Consider the following 15,122-nt stretch of genomic DNA (forward strand, 5'->3'; position numbering starts at 1 on the left):
GAGTTTAGTCATGGACATCAGATCTGTCGTTCTCGTTCTCTCTAGTGCGTTGCTGGCGTGGAGTTCATTTTTCCACGGCTGGAAGTTCGTCAAAAGACGCAACTTTCTTCTCGGGCTGGAGATGTGGATTGTGGGTATCTCCGCGACGAACGCTATCGGATACTTTGCCACCGGGAACGCCGTTTCCTATGAGGTAGCGCATTTCTTTGACGCGTTCTCCCGTGGATTCGGCATGCCTATCATCGCCGTTGCGGGTCTGATGGCGATTACCCACGGGTACAAGCCGACAGTTCGCCAGGACGTCGCGGCATTTGTCGTCCCGGCTGCACTCACATTCGTCCTCGTGGGATCGGACTTCGTCGCTCCGGTTTTGCCCTACTTCTATCTGACGATGTGGATCCTGCTGTCGATCTATCTCGCGTACTTCATTAAAAGGCTCCTGGAAATAGGTGAGACGCTCCGTGGGCTGGCCTTGGCGTTAGGCCTGGTGACTTCACTCGGCATTGCGGGTATTTATGATTTTTACAAGATCCCGGGCGACGAAACGAACGTGTTTTTCAATTTCTACACCCTTGCTTTGTGCTCGTGGGCCTACCTCATGGCGGCGATCTATCACGGCTATTGTGCTATCGAGGGAACGAAAAGCGGCGGGGCCGTGCTGAAATCGCCCACACCGTACCGCAGCTGACTTGCTTCTCGACGCGCTCTCGAACGCCAGCGAGGTGGTCATCGTGCTGGTTCTGCCTCTGTGGATGTTGTTGTTCGGTGGGCAGTTGCTGGGCCGCGCACGAAAGCAGCCGGCACGCTTGCAAGGTGTTAGAGCGACCACCTAAGGCAACTCTCAAACGTATCTCAACACAGGATTGAATATGACTACCCTGATCGTGAACTACCCAAGCACGGAAGGTGCGACCTTTGACCGTGAGTATTACCTTTCGAAGCATGCTCCCCTTGTCGGCTCGGCGTGGAGCGAGTTCGGTCTGCAATCGGCCGAAGTCCTGTTTCCATCAACGAAAGCACAACCCTTCGCATGCGTTGCGATACTGCGTTTCAACGATCAGGCCGCGATCAATAGGGTCCTTTCTTCCGCCAAAACTGCCGAGGTAATGGGTGACGTGAAAAACTTCACCACTATCACTCCGACGATTTTCTGCGCGGACGATTGACAGATCGCTCGGCTGGCCCGACTTCGTCACTACCGTCGGGCCTGCAATCCCTGCGATGAACGACGCCATGTGAAAAATAGAATTGTCCGATGACACTAATGATTGGAATTCCTTTAGAAGCTGCCGCCGGCGAACGGCGCGTTGCGACCGTGCCCGAAGTGGTCGAGAAGCTGATCAAGCTGGGGTTTTCGGTCGCCGTCCAAAGCGGCGCCGGTGCCGGCGCGAATTTTGACGACGACGCGTATCGTGCGGCCGGTGCGAGCATCGCCGCTACGGCGGCCGAGCTGTGGTCGGGCAGCGATATCGTTTTCAAGGTGCGCCCGCCGAGCACGGAAGAAGTCGCGCTGATGCGCGAAGGCGGCACGCTGATCGGCTTCGTGTGGCCCGCACAGAATCCCGAACTGATGCAGCAACTGGCCGCGAAGCGTGCCACCGTGCTCGCGATCGATTCGCTGCCGCGCACGCTGTCGCGCGCACAGAAGATGGACGCGCTCACGTCAATGGCCGGCATCAGCGGCTACCGTGCAGTGATCGAGGCCGCGCATGCGTTCGGCCGCTTCCTGAACGGGCAGGTTACCGCGGCCGGCAAGGTCCCGCCGGCCAAGGTGTTCATCGCCGGCGCCGGTGTGGCCGGTCTGGCCGCGATCGGTACGGCGGCCAGCCTCGGCGCGATCGTGCGCGCGAACGACACGCGGGCGGAAGTGGCCGACCAGGTCAGGTCGCTCGGCGGCGAGTTCGTCAAGGTCGACTACGAAGAAGAAGGCTCGGGCGGCGGCGGTTACGCGAAGGTGATGAGCGAAGGCTTCCAGCAGGCGCAGCGCGCGATGTACGCGCAGCAGGCGAAGGATGCCGACATCATCATCACCACCGCGCTGATCCCCGGCAAGCCGGCGCCGAAGCTCATCATCGCCGAGATGGTGCAGTCGATGAAGCCCGGCAGCGTGATCGTGGACATGGCCGCCGAACAGGGCGGCAACTGCGAACTCACGGTGCCCGGCGAAGCCGTCGTGCGCCACGGCGTGACGATCGTCGGCTATACCGATCTCGCATCGCGCCTGTCGCGGCAATCTTCCACGCTGTATGGGACCAACCTGCTGCGTGTGGTCGAGGAGCTGTGCAAGGGCAAGGACGGCACGATCAACGTCGACTTCGACGACGATGCGATCCGCGGCCTCACCGTCATCAAGGAAGGCAAGGTCACGTGGCCGCCGCCGCCGATCAAGCAGGCGGTCGTCGCGCCGAAGCCGGCGGCAGCGGCACCCGCAGCCGCCGCACCGGCGAAATCGAAAGGCCACGGTCACGGCGGCGAGCCGATGTCGGCCAAGTCGCTCGCGATCGTATTCGCGATCGGCGCGCTGGCGTTCCTGTTCGTCGGCCAGTTCGCACCGGCCAGCTTCCTGTCGCATTTCACGGTGTTCGTGCTCGCGTGCTTCGTCGGCTACATGGTGATCTGGAACGTCACGCCGTCGCTGCACACGCCGCTGATGAGCGTGACCAACGCGATCTCGTCGATCATCGCGATCGGCGCGCTCGTGCAGGTCGCGCCGCCGCTTGGCGAGCTGGCCAACGCCGGCGACCGGCCGTCCGGGCTGATCCTCGGCCTCGCGGTGGGCGCACTCACGCTCACGGCCGTCAACATGTTCGGCGGCTTCGCGGTGACACGACGCATGCTGGCGATGTTCCGCAAATAAGGGGACGAAAAAGATGACTTCAAACCTGACTACCGTCTCCTATATCGGCGCCGCGATCCTGTTCATCCTCAGCCTCGGCGGCCTCGCCAATCCCGAGACCGCGCGCCGCGGCAACCTGTTCGGCATGATCGGCATGCTGACCGCCGTGCTGGCCACCGTGCTCGGCCCGCGCGTGTCGGCCGCGGGCATTCCGTACGTGAGCGCCGCGCTCGTGGTCGGCGGCGCCGGCGGCCTGTACGCCGCGAAGAAAGTGCAGATGACGCAGATGCCGGAACTGGTCGCGCTGATGCACAGCCTGGTCGGTCTCGCGGCCTGCCTGGTGGGTTTCGCGAGCTATATCGACACGTCGGTGCAGTTCACCGGCGCCGAGAAGGCGATCCATGAGGTCGAGATTTACGTCGGTATCCTGATCGGTGCCGTGACCTTCGCGGGCTCGATCATCGCGTTCGGCAAGTTGTCGGGCAAGATCGGCGGCAAGCCGCTGCTGCTGCCGGCGCGGCACTGGATGAACCTGGCCGCGCTGCTGATCGTGATCTACTACGGCCGCGCGTTCCTGCATGCGGAAAGCATTCGGGACGGCATGCTGCCGCTCGTCGTGATGACGGTGATCTCGCTGCTGTTCGGCGTGCACATGGTGATGGCGATCGGCGGCGCGGACATGCCGGTCGTGGTGTCGATGCTCAACAGCTACTCCGGGTGGGCGGCGGCGGCGACCGGCTTCATGCTCGGCAACGACCTGCTGATCGTGATCGGCGCGCTGGTCGGCTCGTCCGGTGCGATCCTGTCGTACATCATGTGCCGCGCGATGAACCGCAACTTCATCAGCGTGATCGCCGGCGGTTTCGGCAGCGGCGCGGGCGCACCGGCGGCAGCCGGCGGCGGCGCGGCACAGCCGGCAGGCGAAGCGGTGGCGGTGAGCGCGGCGGAGACGGCCGAGCTGCTGCGCGAGGCGAAGCGCGTGATCATCGTGCCGGGCTACGGGATGGCCGTGGCGCAGGCCCAGCACACGGTGTTCGAACTCACGAAGCTGCTGCGTGAAAAGGGTGTCGACGTGCGTTTCGCGATTCACCCGGTCGCGGGCCGCATGCCGGGGCACATGAACGTGTTGCTGGCCGAGGCGAAGGTGCCGTACGACATCGTGCTGGAAATGGACGAGATCAACGGCGACTTCCCGGAGGCCGACGTGTCGATGGTGATCGGCGCGAACGACATCGTGAACCCGGCCGCGCAGGACGATCCGACGAGCCCGATCGCCGGCATGCCGGTGCTCGAAGTGTGGAAGGCGAAGACGTCGATCGTGATGAAGCGCAGCACGGCCTCCGGCTATGCAGGCGTCGACAATCCGCTGTTCTACAAGGACAACAACCGCATGTTGTTCGGGGATGCGAAGTCGATGCTCAATGAAATCTTCGGCGCGCTGGCGGTCTGATTGTCCATTTTACTTGCCGCGAGATCGGGGCGGAACTGCGCCCCGACTTGCGGCACGATTCGTGACGTTTTCTCGGAGCGCGTACGCCCTGATGGCGCACGGGGTTCAATTCCTGACGACGCCTTTCTACCCAGCGAGAAACCGGCTAAAGCAGGCTTGACGGGACAATTGCGCCAGGCCGATGTCTGCGCCGCAAGTCTGCTGATCATCAACGAATTCAAGCGCGGGACCCTACGCTGCATCCTTGGCGTCAATTCTTCCGTGCGCAATGCGAATCGCCATGGCCATCATCAGTTCGAAAACGCGGTCAATGTCCCCCCATTGCTTCGGCAGACCGAACATCAGGGTCGCTACGCCCTCCATCTGTGCCGCGATGAGTGTCGCGCGAGCGAGGCATTCACGCGCTGTAGCAGACGAATCTATCTCGCGCACCAGGTCGGCGTAAATCGCTCGATAAGCAGCGTAGATTCGTCTTACGAGCTCACGGGTGACATCTGAGTGCTGAGCTAGCGCGAACATTTCGATCGCGAATCGACATACCCTCGGATCGCAGGCTTCCTCGAAAACGTCCTCGACGATTTCACGCAGGCGCTCGAGCGCAGGTTTGCCGCTTGGCCTGCCCATTTCCACATAGCGGTCCAAATAGGCCTTCAGCAGCGCGCTAATGGTCGAGTGGAGCAGGTCATCGTGCGTGGGAAAATAGTGCTGGAGCGCGGCCGGCAGGATACCGAGTTCCCTCGCAACTCGCGCCTGTGTGAAGTTCGCATATCCTTCCGACGCCAGGAGGTTAGCGGCAGAAGAGATTATCTCGTTGGTCTTTATCTCTCGACGCTTCCCTTGGAGCGTTGGCCGGTAGTCGAGGACGTCCTTTCCTGTTTGGCGCGTGCTCAGCTCAAGCAATCCGTGCTGGATATGCCCTTCGGACCCAAAGACGCCGACGTGAATCTTGCTGCTACCCTGTGCGTGGGGTTTGCGCGAGCTGTGAAGGGGGCCACCGTATTCGAGCACCTGCCCTGACAAGCTGACAATCAATTTTATAGCTCGCTTTGTCACGCGAATAAATTCTGTATGGTCCTTATCCGAGCCCCCGCTTTGATGGGAGAGAATCATCATTCCGGAGGTCTGCGCGATAAGAACGGATGCACGCACGAAGCACTCTTCGTTTGTCAAAGCCGGGTGGATTTCCGAGAGCAGCTTCACAAACATGCCCCGATATTCCGCGTACATATTGTCGACGAGTTCCGCAGCATAGGGTTCATGCTGAGCGAAAGCCCAAACTTCAAACAGGAACTTCGGTAGATCGGTTTCGTTGATATCGCGAAATATGCGCTCTACGAGCGCAGAGCAACGCCGCTCGGCGCTGGCGCCGGGCCGGCTTGCGATTTCCGCGTAGTCGTTGAGCGTCTGGCGCATATACGCCCGCAGCGCCGTACGCAGCAATTCATCTTTCGTGCGGAAGTAGTATTGGAGGTTTCCTTGTGCGATTCCGACCCGACGCGCTACGCGACGTGTCGCGAATCCAGCGTGCCCATCTTCCTGAAACGTCTGCCGAGCGGCAACGATGATCTGCCTGATGCGCAGTTCCCGGTTTCGCCCTGCAACTGGCCCGCCGTCGGGCCTTGCTTCCCCCAAGGTTCCTCGCTCCGGCGATCTCTCTTGCACGTCGGCTCTCCTCAATAGAACTACTTTAGATTATAGGTCGGTTCGATGGTATGCAAAAGCATCGTCGATGCGATCTCGGTGAAGCAAGTTTCGGACACCTGCTCGCATTTGTGACAATCGCCCTGTGTTGAATAATTAGGGGCAGATTTTCACGAGGCCGAGAAACAGCAAGTAACTGGAGAATTGTTCACACCAGTCGGTGTTTCCCCTGCGTTTTCCGAGCTTGATTTTAGGCCGGTGCACAGCTATTATTAGGTCATGAATAAAATAAATCTAGGTCGATCACATGGACAGATGGACTTGATGAGAGGATGGTTACGGGGCTAAGGATGAAGGAGTGCGAGATGAGCAGCAATGTAGTTTCTTTGCGGAGTCTGATCGACAAATGGTTGGCCCCGACACCGGCCTCGCCGGTCCGCTTGACCCGGTTCCGTTATGCGGCACCCAGACCCACGCGATGTGTCCGTGCAGAATCTCTTCTGGCGTCAGGCTCGCTGGCGCTCATCTTTTTCCAGCACGACGACGGATCGTGGTGTGTATTTCCTCCTTCTTCGGAGCGGCCGGCGATGCGAGCCTGGCTGAAGGCCGAATGAGGAAGGCAGGCGTATTCGTCGGGATTGAAGGGGAATTGCGATGGACATCGAAAAGATTGCAAGCGATTCGGGCATGCTGGTCGTGCTGGATGGGCGGATCGGCCGCGAAGAGTACAAGAGCGTGTACGGATCCTTGCAAGCTCTTCAGCGCTTTGCCAACAGCGTCCGCGAGTCGGTCGCGAGCGAAACGTGCGGTGTCCGCATTAATCGGGCGCCGGAATCTTTAATTTGATCCACGGTGTTAATGCTGTTGTTGTTGCTGGACAGTACGCCTCTGTTTTTTTTCGAGTGAGTGGTCAGGACGGAATATCCTGTTTCTACTCTATTTTTTCCTTTGTCGTTGTGACCTAACTTCGTCAGACCGTTCCAGGGAAGACTCCGCCTGAACCGTTCGTGACTACGTGGATTTAAGGGGATTAGTCATGCTAACGAACGCGAAGAAAGAGCGTATCGATAAGCCACGAACAATTGCTTATCGACTCCGCGGTAATGTCTTTGCGGCAGTTGTGGTGTTCGGGTCGCTAACGGGACTGTGCTATGGCGCTGGTTTTCCAGTTTGGCCAACATCCACTCAAGCTGTCGACGTGCCGCAAGGGGGAATGCCTACTGCGGAGGAAATCGCAACTGTTGTGAGTACCCGCTTTCACATCGGATTGCACGATGCGTTGCAAATCGGTCACGGGGTGCTGAATGCTGCGAAGCGTTCCACAATCTCACCGCTGTTATTGCTTGCAGTGATCGCCGTCGAATCCAGTTTCGACCGTTTCGCGGTAAGTGTGGTTGGCGCCATGGGACTCATGCAGGTGCTTCCGTCTCAACACGCAGACCGTGTCCTTCGCACGTCTGATTTGACAGACGCGCGCACAAACATCCGTATCGGGTGCGCAATTTTGCAAGACTACATAAGAGCGTCAGGTGGAAACCTCGACGACGCATTATATCGGTACAGTGGAGGCGCCAAGGGCTACGCGCGACGTGTAGCCGATCACTTGAGCATGATGAAAGCGGAACTCGGTTTGTAGTCGCGGTCCCGTTTGGATTGCCGATCTCGCCGGCAAGAAAACCCGACAAACCGGGCAACTTGTTGAGCCCCGAACCTCGCCGCGCTTGAAAGCATCCATGCCGATCGTGAAACACCCATCAAGATCCGCCAATCCAAATATTTCAATAACCTCGTCGAGCAGGATCATCGGATGGTCGAGCGGCGCATCCGGTCCATGCTGGGATTCAAGTCTATTCGGTGCGTCCTGATCCTGCCGGGAGGCATCGAAGTTATGCACATGATCGTCAAAGGACAGATGAAGTGCGTTCGCGCAACCCATCCGACCTCCACTGATCACTCCTATTGCACCAACGCTTTCTGGAGGTCGGGCCGGAAGCTTGCAAGTCGAGGGCGTTCCGGGCCGCTCAAGTACAATCCGATCGGTTTAGTCTACGGGCACGCGATGACCGGCTTACATTCCCGTTCCGCCCAGCGCGGGCGCGCACTGCCGTCGCCGGGCGCCACGGTGCCGATCTCGCTCGTCAACGGTTTCCTGGCGAGCGCGGGCGTGGGGCGCGATGTGATCGAAGGCTACCTGTATGAAGCCGGCATTGCAATCGAGTTGCTCGGCGAGCCGCATTCGCGCGTGACGGAAGAGCAATTCTCGACGCTGTACCGCACGCTCGCGATTGACCTCGACGACGAGATGCCCGGCATCTTCTCGCGCCCGCTGCGCGGCGGCACGCTGAAGTACCTGTGCCTGAGCCTGCTCGATGCCCGCAACCTTAGAACGGCGCTCCATCGTTTCGGCCAGTTCTTCCATATCCTGCTCGATGACTTCTTCGTCGAATCGAGGAACGACGGTCTCATTGTGCAGGTAATGCTGCGGCCGGATGCGGCTGTGGGTCCAATCAGCCCGCTCGGCCAGGAGCTGATGCTCAAGCTCGTTCACGGCGTGTGTTCATGGCTGATCGGGCAGAAGATCCCGCTGCTGCAGATCGAGCTTGCGTGCCCGCGACCGCGCCATGCGGTCGATCACCTGTACTTCTTCTCCGGGTCCGTGAAGTTCGACTGCGAGCGCACGCTTCTGCGCTTCAGCGTGGACTACCTCGACGCGCCAATCCGGCAGAGCAAGCGCAACCTGCAAAAGTTCCTCGCGCGCGCGCCAGGCGACTGGATATTTGAATCATTCAGCGAACAGCTCGTGTGCCATCGCGTGCGGCAATACCTGTCGGCGGCGCTGCCCGACCTGCCAGTGATCGATCTGGTGGCCGAGCATCTGCATTGCTCCGTACGCACCTTGAGCCGCCACCTGGCCGCCGAAGGCACGACGTTCCAGGTGCTCAAGGATGAACTGCGGCGAGATATCGCAATCCAGCGGCTCACCGACACGCCCGACACGATCGCGGCGATCGGCGCCGACGTTGGCTTTGACGATCCAAGCGCGTTCCATCGCGCGTTCCGGCACTGGACAGGCAGCACACCGGGGACTTATCGGCGGCGTGCATAGCGCGCGGAGCGGGTACAGCCGTTTTTCCGACGCTGAATCAGCTGGCCGACTCACTGCGCCCGCTCCAATGGCCGGCTCCCGTATGCGACCCACAGCCGGCTCCCGTTGCCGGCCCCTCCGCCAACTGTCACCACCGCTTCCGCCCCGCCGATCGGCACAACGATGCGCATGTCTTTTCGCAGAGACCGGATTCGGGGAAACCCGACGCGGCCGGCTGCCTTCAGCATCGCCCGTGCATCGCGTGGCCGGTTTTGTCACCATGAGGGCCGGATATGACAATGGGAATTCGTCACGGCGGCGGTAGGATGGTCACAACGTCTCCTGGATCTGGCCGGTTTTGCCGTATCGGCCTTGTGAGGCACTTCATTCACCGCCTGATTGGAACATTGACCATGAGCTATACCGCCCCCGTCAAGGACATGCTGTTCGTGCTCAGGGAACTCGCAGGCATCGACACCGTTGCGCAGCTTCCTGGCTTCGAGGATGCCGGTTACGACACCGCGCGTGCCGTGCTCGATGAGTCGGCGAAATTTTGCGGCGAGGTGCTGGCGCCGCTGAACGTCGAAGGCGACCGCAATCCGAGCAGCTGGAAGGACGGCGTCGTGACCGCTACCACGGGTTTCAAGGAAGCGTTCCATAAGTTCGTCGAGGGCGGCTGGCAGGGGCTGCAGCATCCGGCGGAGTACGACGGTCAGGGGTTGCCGAAGCTGATCGCGGCACCGTGCATCGAAATGCTGAACGCATCGAACCTGTCGTTCGCGCTGTGTCCGCTCCTCACCGACGGCGCGATCGAGGCGCTGCTGACGGCCGGCAGTGACGAACAGAAGCAGCGCTACGTGCCGAAGCTGATCTCGGGCGAATGGACGGGCACGATGAACCTGACCGAGCCGCAGGCCGGTTCAGATCTCGCACTGGTGCGCTCGCGCGCCGAGCCGCAGGGCGACGGCACGTACAACGTTTTCGGCACGAAGATCTTCATCACGTGGGGCGAACACGACATGGCGGACAACATCGTCCACCTGGTACTTGCGCGCACACCGAACGCGCCGGATGGCGTGAAGGGCATTTCGCTGTTCATCGTGCCGAAGTTTCTGGTCAACGAAGACGGCTCGCTCGGCGCACGCAACGACGTGCACTGCGTGTCGATCGAGCACAAGCTCGGGATCAAGGCAAGCCCGACCGCGGTGCTGCAATACGGCGACCATGGCGGCGCGATTGGCTACCTGATCGGCGAAGAGAATCGCGGCCTCGAATACATGTTCATCATGATGAACGCCGCGCGCTTCGGCGTCGGGATGCAGGGGATCGGCGTCGCCGACCGTGCATACCAGAAGGCCGCCGCCTTCGCGAGGGAGCGCGTGCAGAGCCGCCCGGTCGACGGATCGGCCCGGCAGTCAGTCACCATCATCCATCACCCGGACGTGCGCCGGATGCTCGGCACGATGCGCGCGCTGACCGAAGGCGCACGCTCGCTCGCGTATGTCGCGGCCGCACACAGCGACATTGCCCACCACCATTCGGACGAGGCGACGCGAGCACGTCATCAGGCAATCTACGAATATCTGGTGCCGGTCGTGAAGGGCTGGAGCACCGAGATGGTGAACGACGTGGCCAGCCTCGGCGTGCAGGTGCACGGCGGGATGGGCTTCATCGAGGAAACCGGGGCGGCGCAGTATTACCGCGACGCGCGGATCCTGGCGATCTACGAAGGCACGACGGCGATTCAGGCCAATGATCTGGTCGGCCGCAAGACGCTGCGCGACGGCGGCACGGTCGCGAAGGCGCTGATCGCCGAGGTCGGCGACACGGTCGCGGCGCTCGGCAAGGTCGACTGCGCGGCGGCCGCGTCGATGAAAGCGCAGTTGGAGAAGGGCGCGCACTCGTTGTCGACGGTGATCGACTACGTGCTCGCGAACGCGAAGCAGGACCCGAACGCGGTGTTCGCGGGCAGCGTGCCATATCTGAAGCTGGCGGGCATCGTGCTGTGCGGATGGCAGATGGCGCGTGCACTGCTGGCAGCGCGCGCGAACCGCGCGAGCGACACGGCATTCTTCGATGCGAAGATCGCGATCGCACAATGCTATGCGGAACACGTCCTCGTGCAGGCAGGCGGGCTCGAAGCGTCGATCGTCAGCGCGAAGGGCAACTACAGCGTGCTCGCGTTGTCGGAAGACCAGTTCTAACCGTCACGGTCGGGGCGCAGGAGGAGACAGGATTTTGACCACACAGGACTTGCTGGCGCAATATGGCCCGCGCGAATCGATGGAATACGACGTCGTGATCGTCGGCGGCGGCCCCGCCGGGCTGTCTGCGGCGATCCGGCTCAAGCAGCTGGCCGCCGGGAATGGCATCGAGATCGGCGTGTGCGTGCTCGAGAAGGGTTCCGAGATCGGCGCGCACATCCTGTCGGGCGCGGTGATGGACCCGCGCGCGATCACCGAACTGATTCCGGACTGGAAAGAAAAAGGCGCGCCGCTGACGGTGGACGTGACCGAAGACAAGTTCCTGTTCCTGACCGAAACCGGCTCGAAGAGCGTGCCGACCTGGGCGTTGCCGGACAATTTCAAGAATCACGGCAATTACGTGATCAGCCTCGCGAATGTCACGCGCTGGCTGGGTCAGCAGGCCGAGGTGCTGGGCGTGGAGATCTTCCCGGGCTTTCCGGCGGCGGAGATTCTGTATAACGACGATGGTTCGGTCAAAGGCGTCGCGACCGGCAACCTCGGCATCGGCAAGGACGGCGAGCCGACCGAGAACTTCCAGCTCGGCATGGAGCTGCACGCGAAATACACGCTCTTCTGCGAAGGCGCGCGTGGGCACCTCGGCCGTCAGCTGAACGATAAATTCAAGCTGCGCGAAGGCGCCGATCCGCAGGTCTACGGGATCGGCATCAAGGAACTGTGGGAAATCGATCCTTCGAAGCACAAGCCGGGTCTGGTGATGCACACCGCCGGCTGGCCGCTGGAGAACGATACTTACGGCGGCTCGTTCCTGTATCACATGGACAACAACCAGGTGGTGGTGGGCTTCGTAGTCGGCCTCGGCTACACGAACCCGTATCTGTCGCCGTTCGAGGAATTCCAGCGCTACAAGACGCATCCGGCGATTCGCGCTGTGCTCGAAGGTGGCAAACGTGTGTCGTACGGCGCACGCGCGATCACGGCCGGAGGCCTGATGTCGCTACCGAAGCTGGTGTTTCCGGGCGGCGCACTGGTCGGCGACGATGCAGGTTTCCTGAACGCGTCGCGGATCAAGGGCTCGCATGCGGCGATCAAGACCGGCATGCTGGCTGCCGAAGCTGCTTTTGAAGCCGTGCAGGCAGGTCGCACCAGCGATGAACTCACCGCGTATCCGGAGAGTTTCAAGACGTCGTGGCTGCACACCGAACTGCATCGCGCGCGCAACTTCAAGCAGTGGATGAGCAAGGGCCTGCACCTCGGCACGCTGATGGTGGGCATCGAGCAGAAGCTGCTGGGCGGCAATGTACCGTGGACGCTGCATCACCAGCATTGGGATCACGAGATGCTCAAGCCGGCTTCCCAATGCAAGCCGATCGTGTATCCGAAGCCCGATGGCAAGCTCACGTTCGACCGCCTTTCTTCCGTGTTCATCTCGAACACCAATCACGAAGAGAATCAGCCGGCTCACCTGACGCTGAAAGATCCGTCCGTGCCGGTGAATGTGAACTGGCAGACCTATGCCGGTCCGGAATCACGCTATTGCCCGGCGGCCGTGTACGAGTTCGTCAAGAATGACGACGGCAGCGAACGCCTCGTGATCAACGCGCAGAACTGCGTGCACTGCAAGACCTGCGACATCAAGGACCCGACGCAGAACATCGTCTGGGTCACGCCGGAAGGTGGTGGCGGGCCGAACTATCCGAACATGTAACGCAAACGCATCTCCGCGCCCGCGGGCGCGAACGAACCGGAGTGAGACGATGAGCAATGCAGCGAAGGAAGTCGTGGTGGTGAGCGGTGTCCGTACCCCGATCGGCGATTTCGGCGGGAGCCTGAAGGACTTCTCGCCGACCGATCTCGGTGCGAAGGTCGTGAGCGAAGTGCTGACGCGGGCGAACGTGCCGGGTGATGCGGTCGGGCACGTCGTATTCGGCCACGTCGTGAACACGGAACCGAAGGACATGTACCTCGCGCGCGTCGCGGCGATCAACGGCGGCGTCGCGCAGCACACGCCGGCGCTGACGGTGAACCGCCTATGCGGCTCGGGCCTGCAGGCGATCGTGTCGGCCGCGCAGACCATCATGCTCGGCGATGCCGACGTCGCAATCGGCGGCGGGTCGGAGAACATGAGCCGCGCGCCGTTCAGCGTGCCGTCCGCACGCTTCGGCCAGCGCATGGGCGACGCCAGGCTCGTCGACATGATGCTCGGCGCGCTGCACGACCCGTTTCAGGCGATCCACATGGGCGTGACGGCCGAGAACGTCGCGAGGAAATACGGCATTTCACGCGACGCGCAGGATGCGCTCGCGCTCGAATCGCATCGTCGTGCGGCGCGCGCGATCGCGGAAGGCCGCTTCAAGGATCAGATACTGCCGATCTCGATTCGCACGAAGAAAGGCGAGGTCGCGTTCGACACCGACGAGCACGTGCGTCACGACGCGGGCTCTGACGATTTCACGAAGCTCAAGCCGGTGTTCGCGAAGGAGGACGGTACCGTGACGGCTGGCAACGCATCGGGCATCAACGATGCGGCCGCGGCCGTGTTGATGATGAGCGCGGACGCCGCGCGCGCGCAGGGCGCGAAGCCGCTCGCGCGGCTCGTCGCGTATGCGCACGCGGGCGTCGACCCGGCCTACATGGGCATCGGCCCGGTGCCGGCCACGCGGAAGGCGCTCGAACGAGCGGGTCTGAAGATCACGGATCTCGATGTGATCGAAGCCAACGAAGCGTTCGCCGCGCAGGCCTGCGCGGTCACGCAGGAGCTCGGCCTCGATCCGGCCAAGGTCAACCCGAACGGCTCGGGCATTTCGCTCGGCCACCCGATCGGCGCGACGGGCGCGCTGATCACGGTGAAGGCGCTGTACGAGCTGAAGCGCATCGGCGGGCGTTATGCGCTCGTAACGATGTGTATCGGCGGCGGCCAAGGGATTGCGGCGATCTTCGAGAACATCTGATAATCGACCGCTCAGCACCCGAACACAACAGCACCGAACATAAGGAATCGTCATGGCCATTCAAACCGTCGGCGTCGTGGGCGCCGGAACCATGGGCAACGGCATCGCGCAGACCGCTGCCGTTGCAGGACTGAACGTCGTGATGATCGACGTCAGCGACGCGGCGCTCGACAAGGGCGTCGCCGCACTGAAGGGCAGCCTCGAGCGGCTCGTGTCGAAAGAGAAGCTCGACGCCGGCGCACGCGACGCCGCGCTCGCGCGCATCAATACGTCGACTGATTACGCGAAGCTTGCCGCGGTCGACATCGTGATCGAAGCCGCGACCGAAAACGTCGAGCTGAAGGGGCGCATCCTGAAGCAGATCGAGGCCGTCGCGCGCCCCGATGCGATCATCGCGACCAACACGTCGTCGATCTCGATCACCGCGCTCGCCGCGCTGCTTGCCGATCCGTCGCGCTTCGTCGGCATGCACTTCTTCAATCCAGTGCCGCTGATGCCGCTTGTCGAGATCATTCGCGGGCTGCAGACGAGCGATGCGACTGCGTCCGCGGTGCGTGCGCTGACCGAGCGTTTCGACAAGTCGCCGATCGGCGTGCGGAACGCGCCGGGCTTCGTCGTGAACCGGATCCTCGTGCCGATGATCAACGAGGCATTCTTCGTGCTTGCCGAAGGCATCGCGTCGGCCGAGGAGATCGACGCTGGGATGAAGCTCGGTGCGAACCATCCGATCGGGCCGCTCGCGCTGGCGGACCTCGTCGGCCTCGACGTGTGCCTCGCGGTGATGGACGTGTTCCAGAAGGACTTCGGGGATCCGAAGTATCGCGCGTGCCCGTTGCTGCGCGAGATGGTGACGGCGGGGCGGCTGGGGCGCAAGACGGGGCGCGGGGTGTACGACTACGGCAAATAAGCAGCCGCGAATAAGTGGCGCCCGATTGCCCGCGCGTGCGGCCGCGCC

Annotated in this window: 12 protein-coding genes and 1 pseudogene; 12 read left to right on the plus strand and 1 reads right to left on the minus strand. The window is 61.9% G+C overall.

The window, feature by feature from the left end; translation table 11 throughout:
• The first annotated feature begins 10 nt into the window (after positions 1–10).
• The 4 genes from B0G80_RS27080 (at position 11) to pntB (ending at position 4,286) form a co-directional block, all read left to right on the plus strand.
• Positions 11–688: a hypothetical protein gene (locus tag B0G80_RS27080; RefSeq protein ID WP_116121078.1), complete on the plus strand. Its 678-nt coding sequence runs from the start codon at positions 11–13 to the stop codon at positions 686–688.
• A 181-nt stretch (positions 689–869) separates the two neighbouring features.
• Positions 870–1,166: an EthD family reductase gene (locus B0G80_RS27085; protein WP_106285734.1), complete on the plus strand. Its 297-nt coding sequence runs from the start codon at positions 870–872 to the stop codon at positions 1,164–1,166.
• 89 nt (positions 1,167–1,255) lie between these two features.
• On the plus strand, positions 1,256–2,857 hold the full coding sequence (locus B0G80_RS27090; protein ID WP_116121080.1) for a Re/Si-specific NAD(P)(+) transhydrogenase subunit alpha: 1,602 nt from the start codon (positions 1,256–1,258) through the stop codon (positions 2,855–2,857).
• A gap of 13 nt (positions 2,858–2,870) precedes the next feature.
• Positions 2,871–4,286 (plus strand): Re/Si-specific NAD(P)(+) transhydrogenase subunit beta, encoded by a 1,416-nt coding sequence (gene pntB / locus B0G80_RS27095; RefSeq protein WP_116121082.1) that lies wholly within the window; start codon positions 2,871–2,873, stop codon positions 4,284–4,286.
• 231 nt (positions 4,287–4,517) lie between these two features.
• Here the strand turns inward: pntB and B0G80_RS27100 are convergent, their stop codons facing one another.
• Positions 4,518–5,948: a TetR/AcrR family transcriptional regulator gene (locus B0G80_RS27100; protein ID WP_116121084.1), complete on the minus strand. Its 1,431-nt coding sequence runs from the start codon at positions 5,946–5,948 to the stop codon at positions 4,518–4,520.
• 633 nt (positions 5,949–6,581) lie between these two features.
• Here B0G80_RS27100 and B0G80_RS27110 point away from each other — a divergent pair.
• From B0G80_RS27110 to B0G80_RS27140, 8 genes and pseudogenes are all read left to right on the plus strand, one after another.
• Positions 6,582–6,773 (plus strand): hypothetical protein, encoded by a 192-nt coding sequence (locus B0G80_RS27110; RefSeq protein ID WP_116121086.1) that lies wholly within the window; start codon positions 6,582–6,584, stop codon positions 6,771–6,773.
• Positions 6,774–6,963: 190 nt separating this feature from the next.
• The gene (locus B0G80_RS27115) at positions 6,964–7,563 is read left to right on the plus strand and encodes a lytic transglycosylase domain-containing protein (protein ID WP_116121087.1); all 600 of its coding nucleotides are present in this window, start codon (positions 6,964–6,966) and stop codon (positions 7,561–7,563) included.
• A gap of 72 nt (positions 7,564–7,635) precedes the next feature.
• Positions 7,636–7,872 (plus strand): annotated as a pseudogene (locus B0G80_RS46095) (DDE-type integrase/transposase/recombinase); the annotation flags it as partial.
• 90 nt (positions 7,873–7,962) lie between these two features.
• Positions 7,963–9,033 (plus strand): AraC family transcriptional regulator ligand-binding domain-containing protein, encoded by a 1,071-nt coding sequence (locus B0G80_RS27120; RefSeq protein WP_408969431.1) that lies wholly within the window; start codon positions 7,963–7,965, stop codon positions 9,031–9,033.
• Positions 9,034–9,425: 392 nt separating this feature from the next.
• Positions 9,426–11,216: an acyl-CoA dehydrogenase gene (locus B0G80_RS27125; RefSeq protein ID WP_116121091.1), complete on the plus strand. Its 1,791-nt coding sequence runs from the start codon at positions 9,426–9,428 to the stop codon at positions 11,214–11,216.
• A gap of 79 nt (positions 11,217–11,295) precedes the next feature.
• Positions 11,296–12,924, plus strand: coding sequence for an electron transfer flavoprotein-ubiquinone oxidoreductase (locus tag B0G80_RS27130; protein WP_408969433.1), 1,629 nt, complete (start codon positions 11,296–11,298; stop codon positions 12,922–12,924).
• A 49-nt stretch (positions 12,925–12,973) separates the two neighbouring features.
• Positions 12,974–14,167, plus strand: coding sequence for a beta-ketothiolase BktB (gene bktB / locus B0G80_RS27135; RefSeq protein ID WP_116121095.1), 1,194 nt, complete (start codon positions 12,974–12,976; stop codon positions 14,165–14,167).
• A 52-nt stretch (positions 14,168–14,219) separates the two neighbouring features.
• Positions 14,220–15,074, plus strand: coding sequence for a 3-hydroxybutyryl-CoA dehydrogenase (locus B0G80_RS27140; protein ID WP_116121097.1), 855 nt, complete (start codon positions 14,220–14,222; stop codon positions 15,072–15,074).
• Positions 15,075–15,122: the final 48 nt, after the last annotated feature.

The sequence above is a fragment of the Paraburkholderia sp. BL6669N2 genome (assembly GCF_003387275.1).
Taxonomy (GTDB): Bacteria; Pseudomonadota; Gammaproteobacteria; order Burkholderiales; family Burkholderiaceae; genus Paraburkholderia.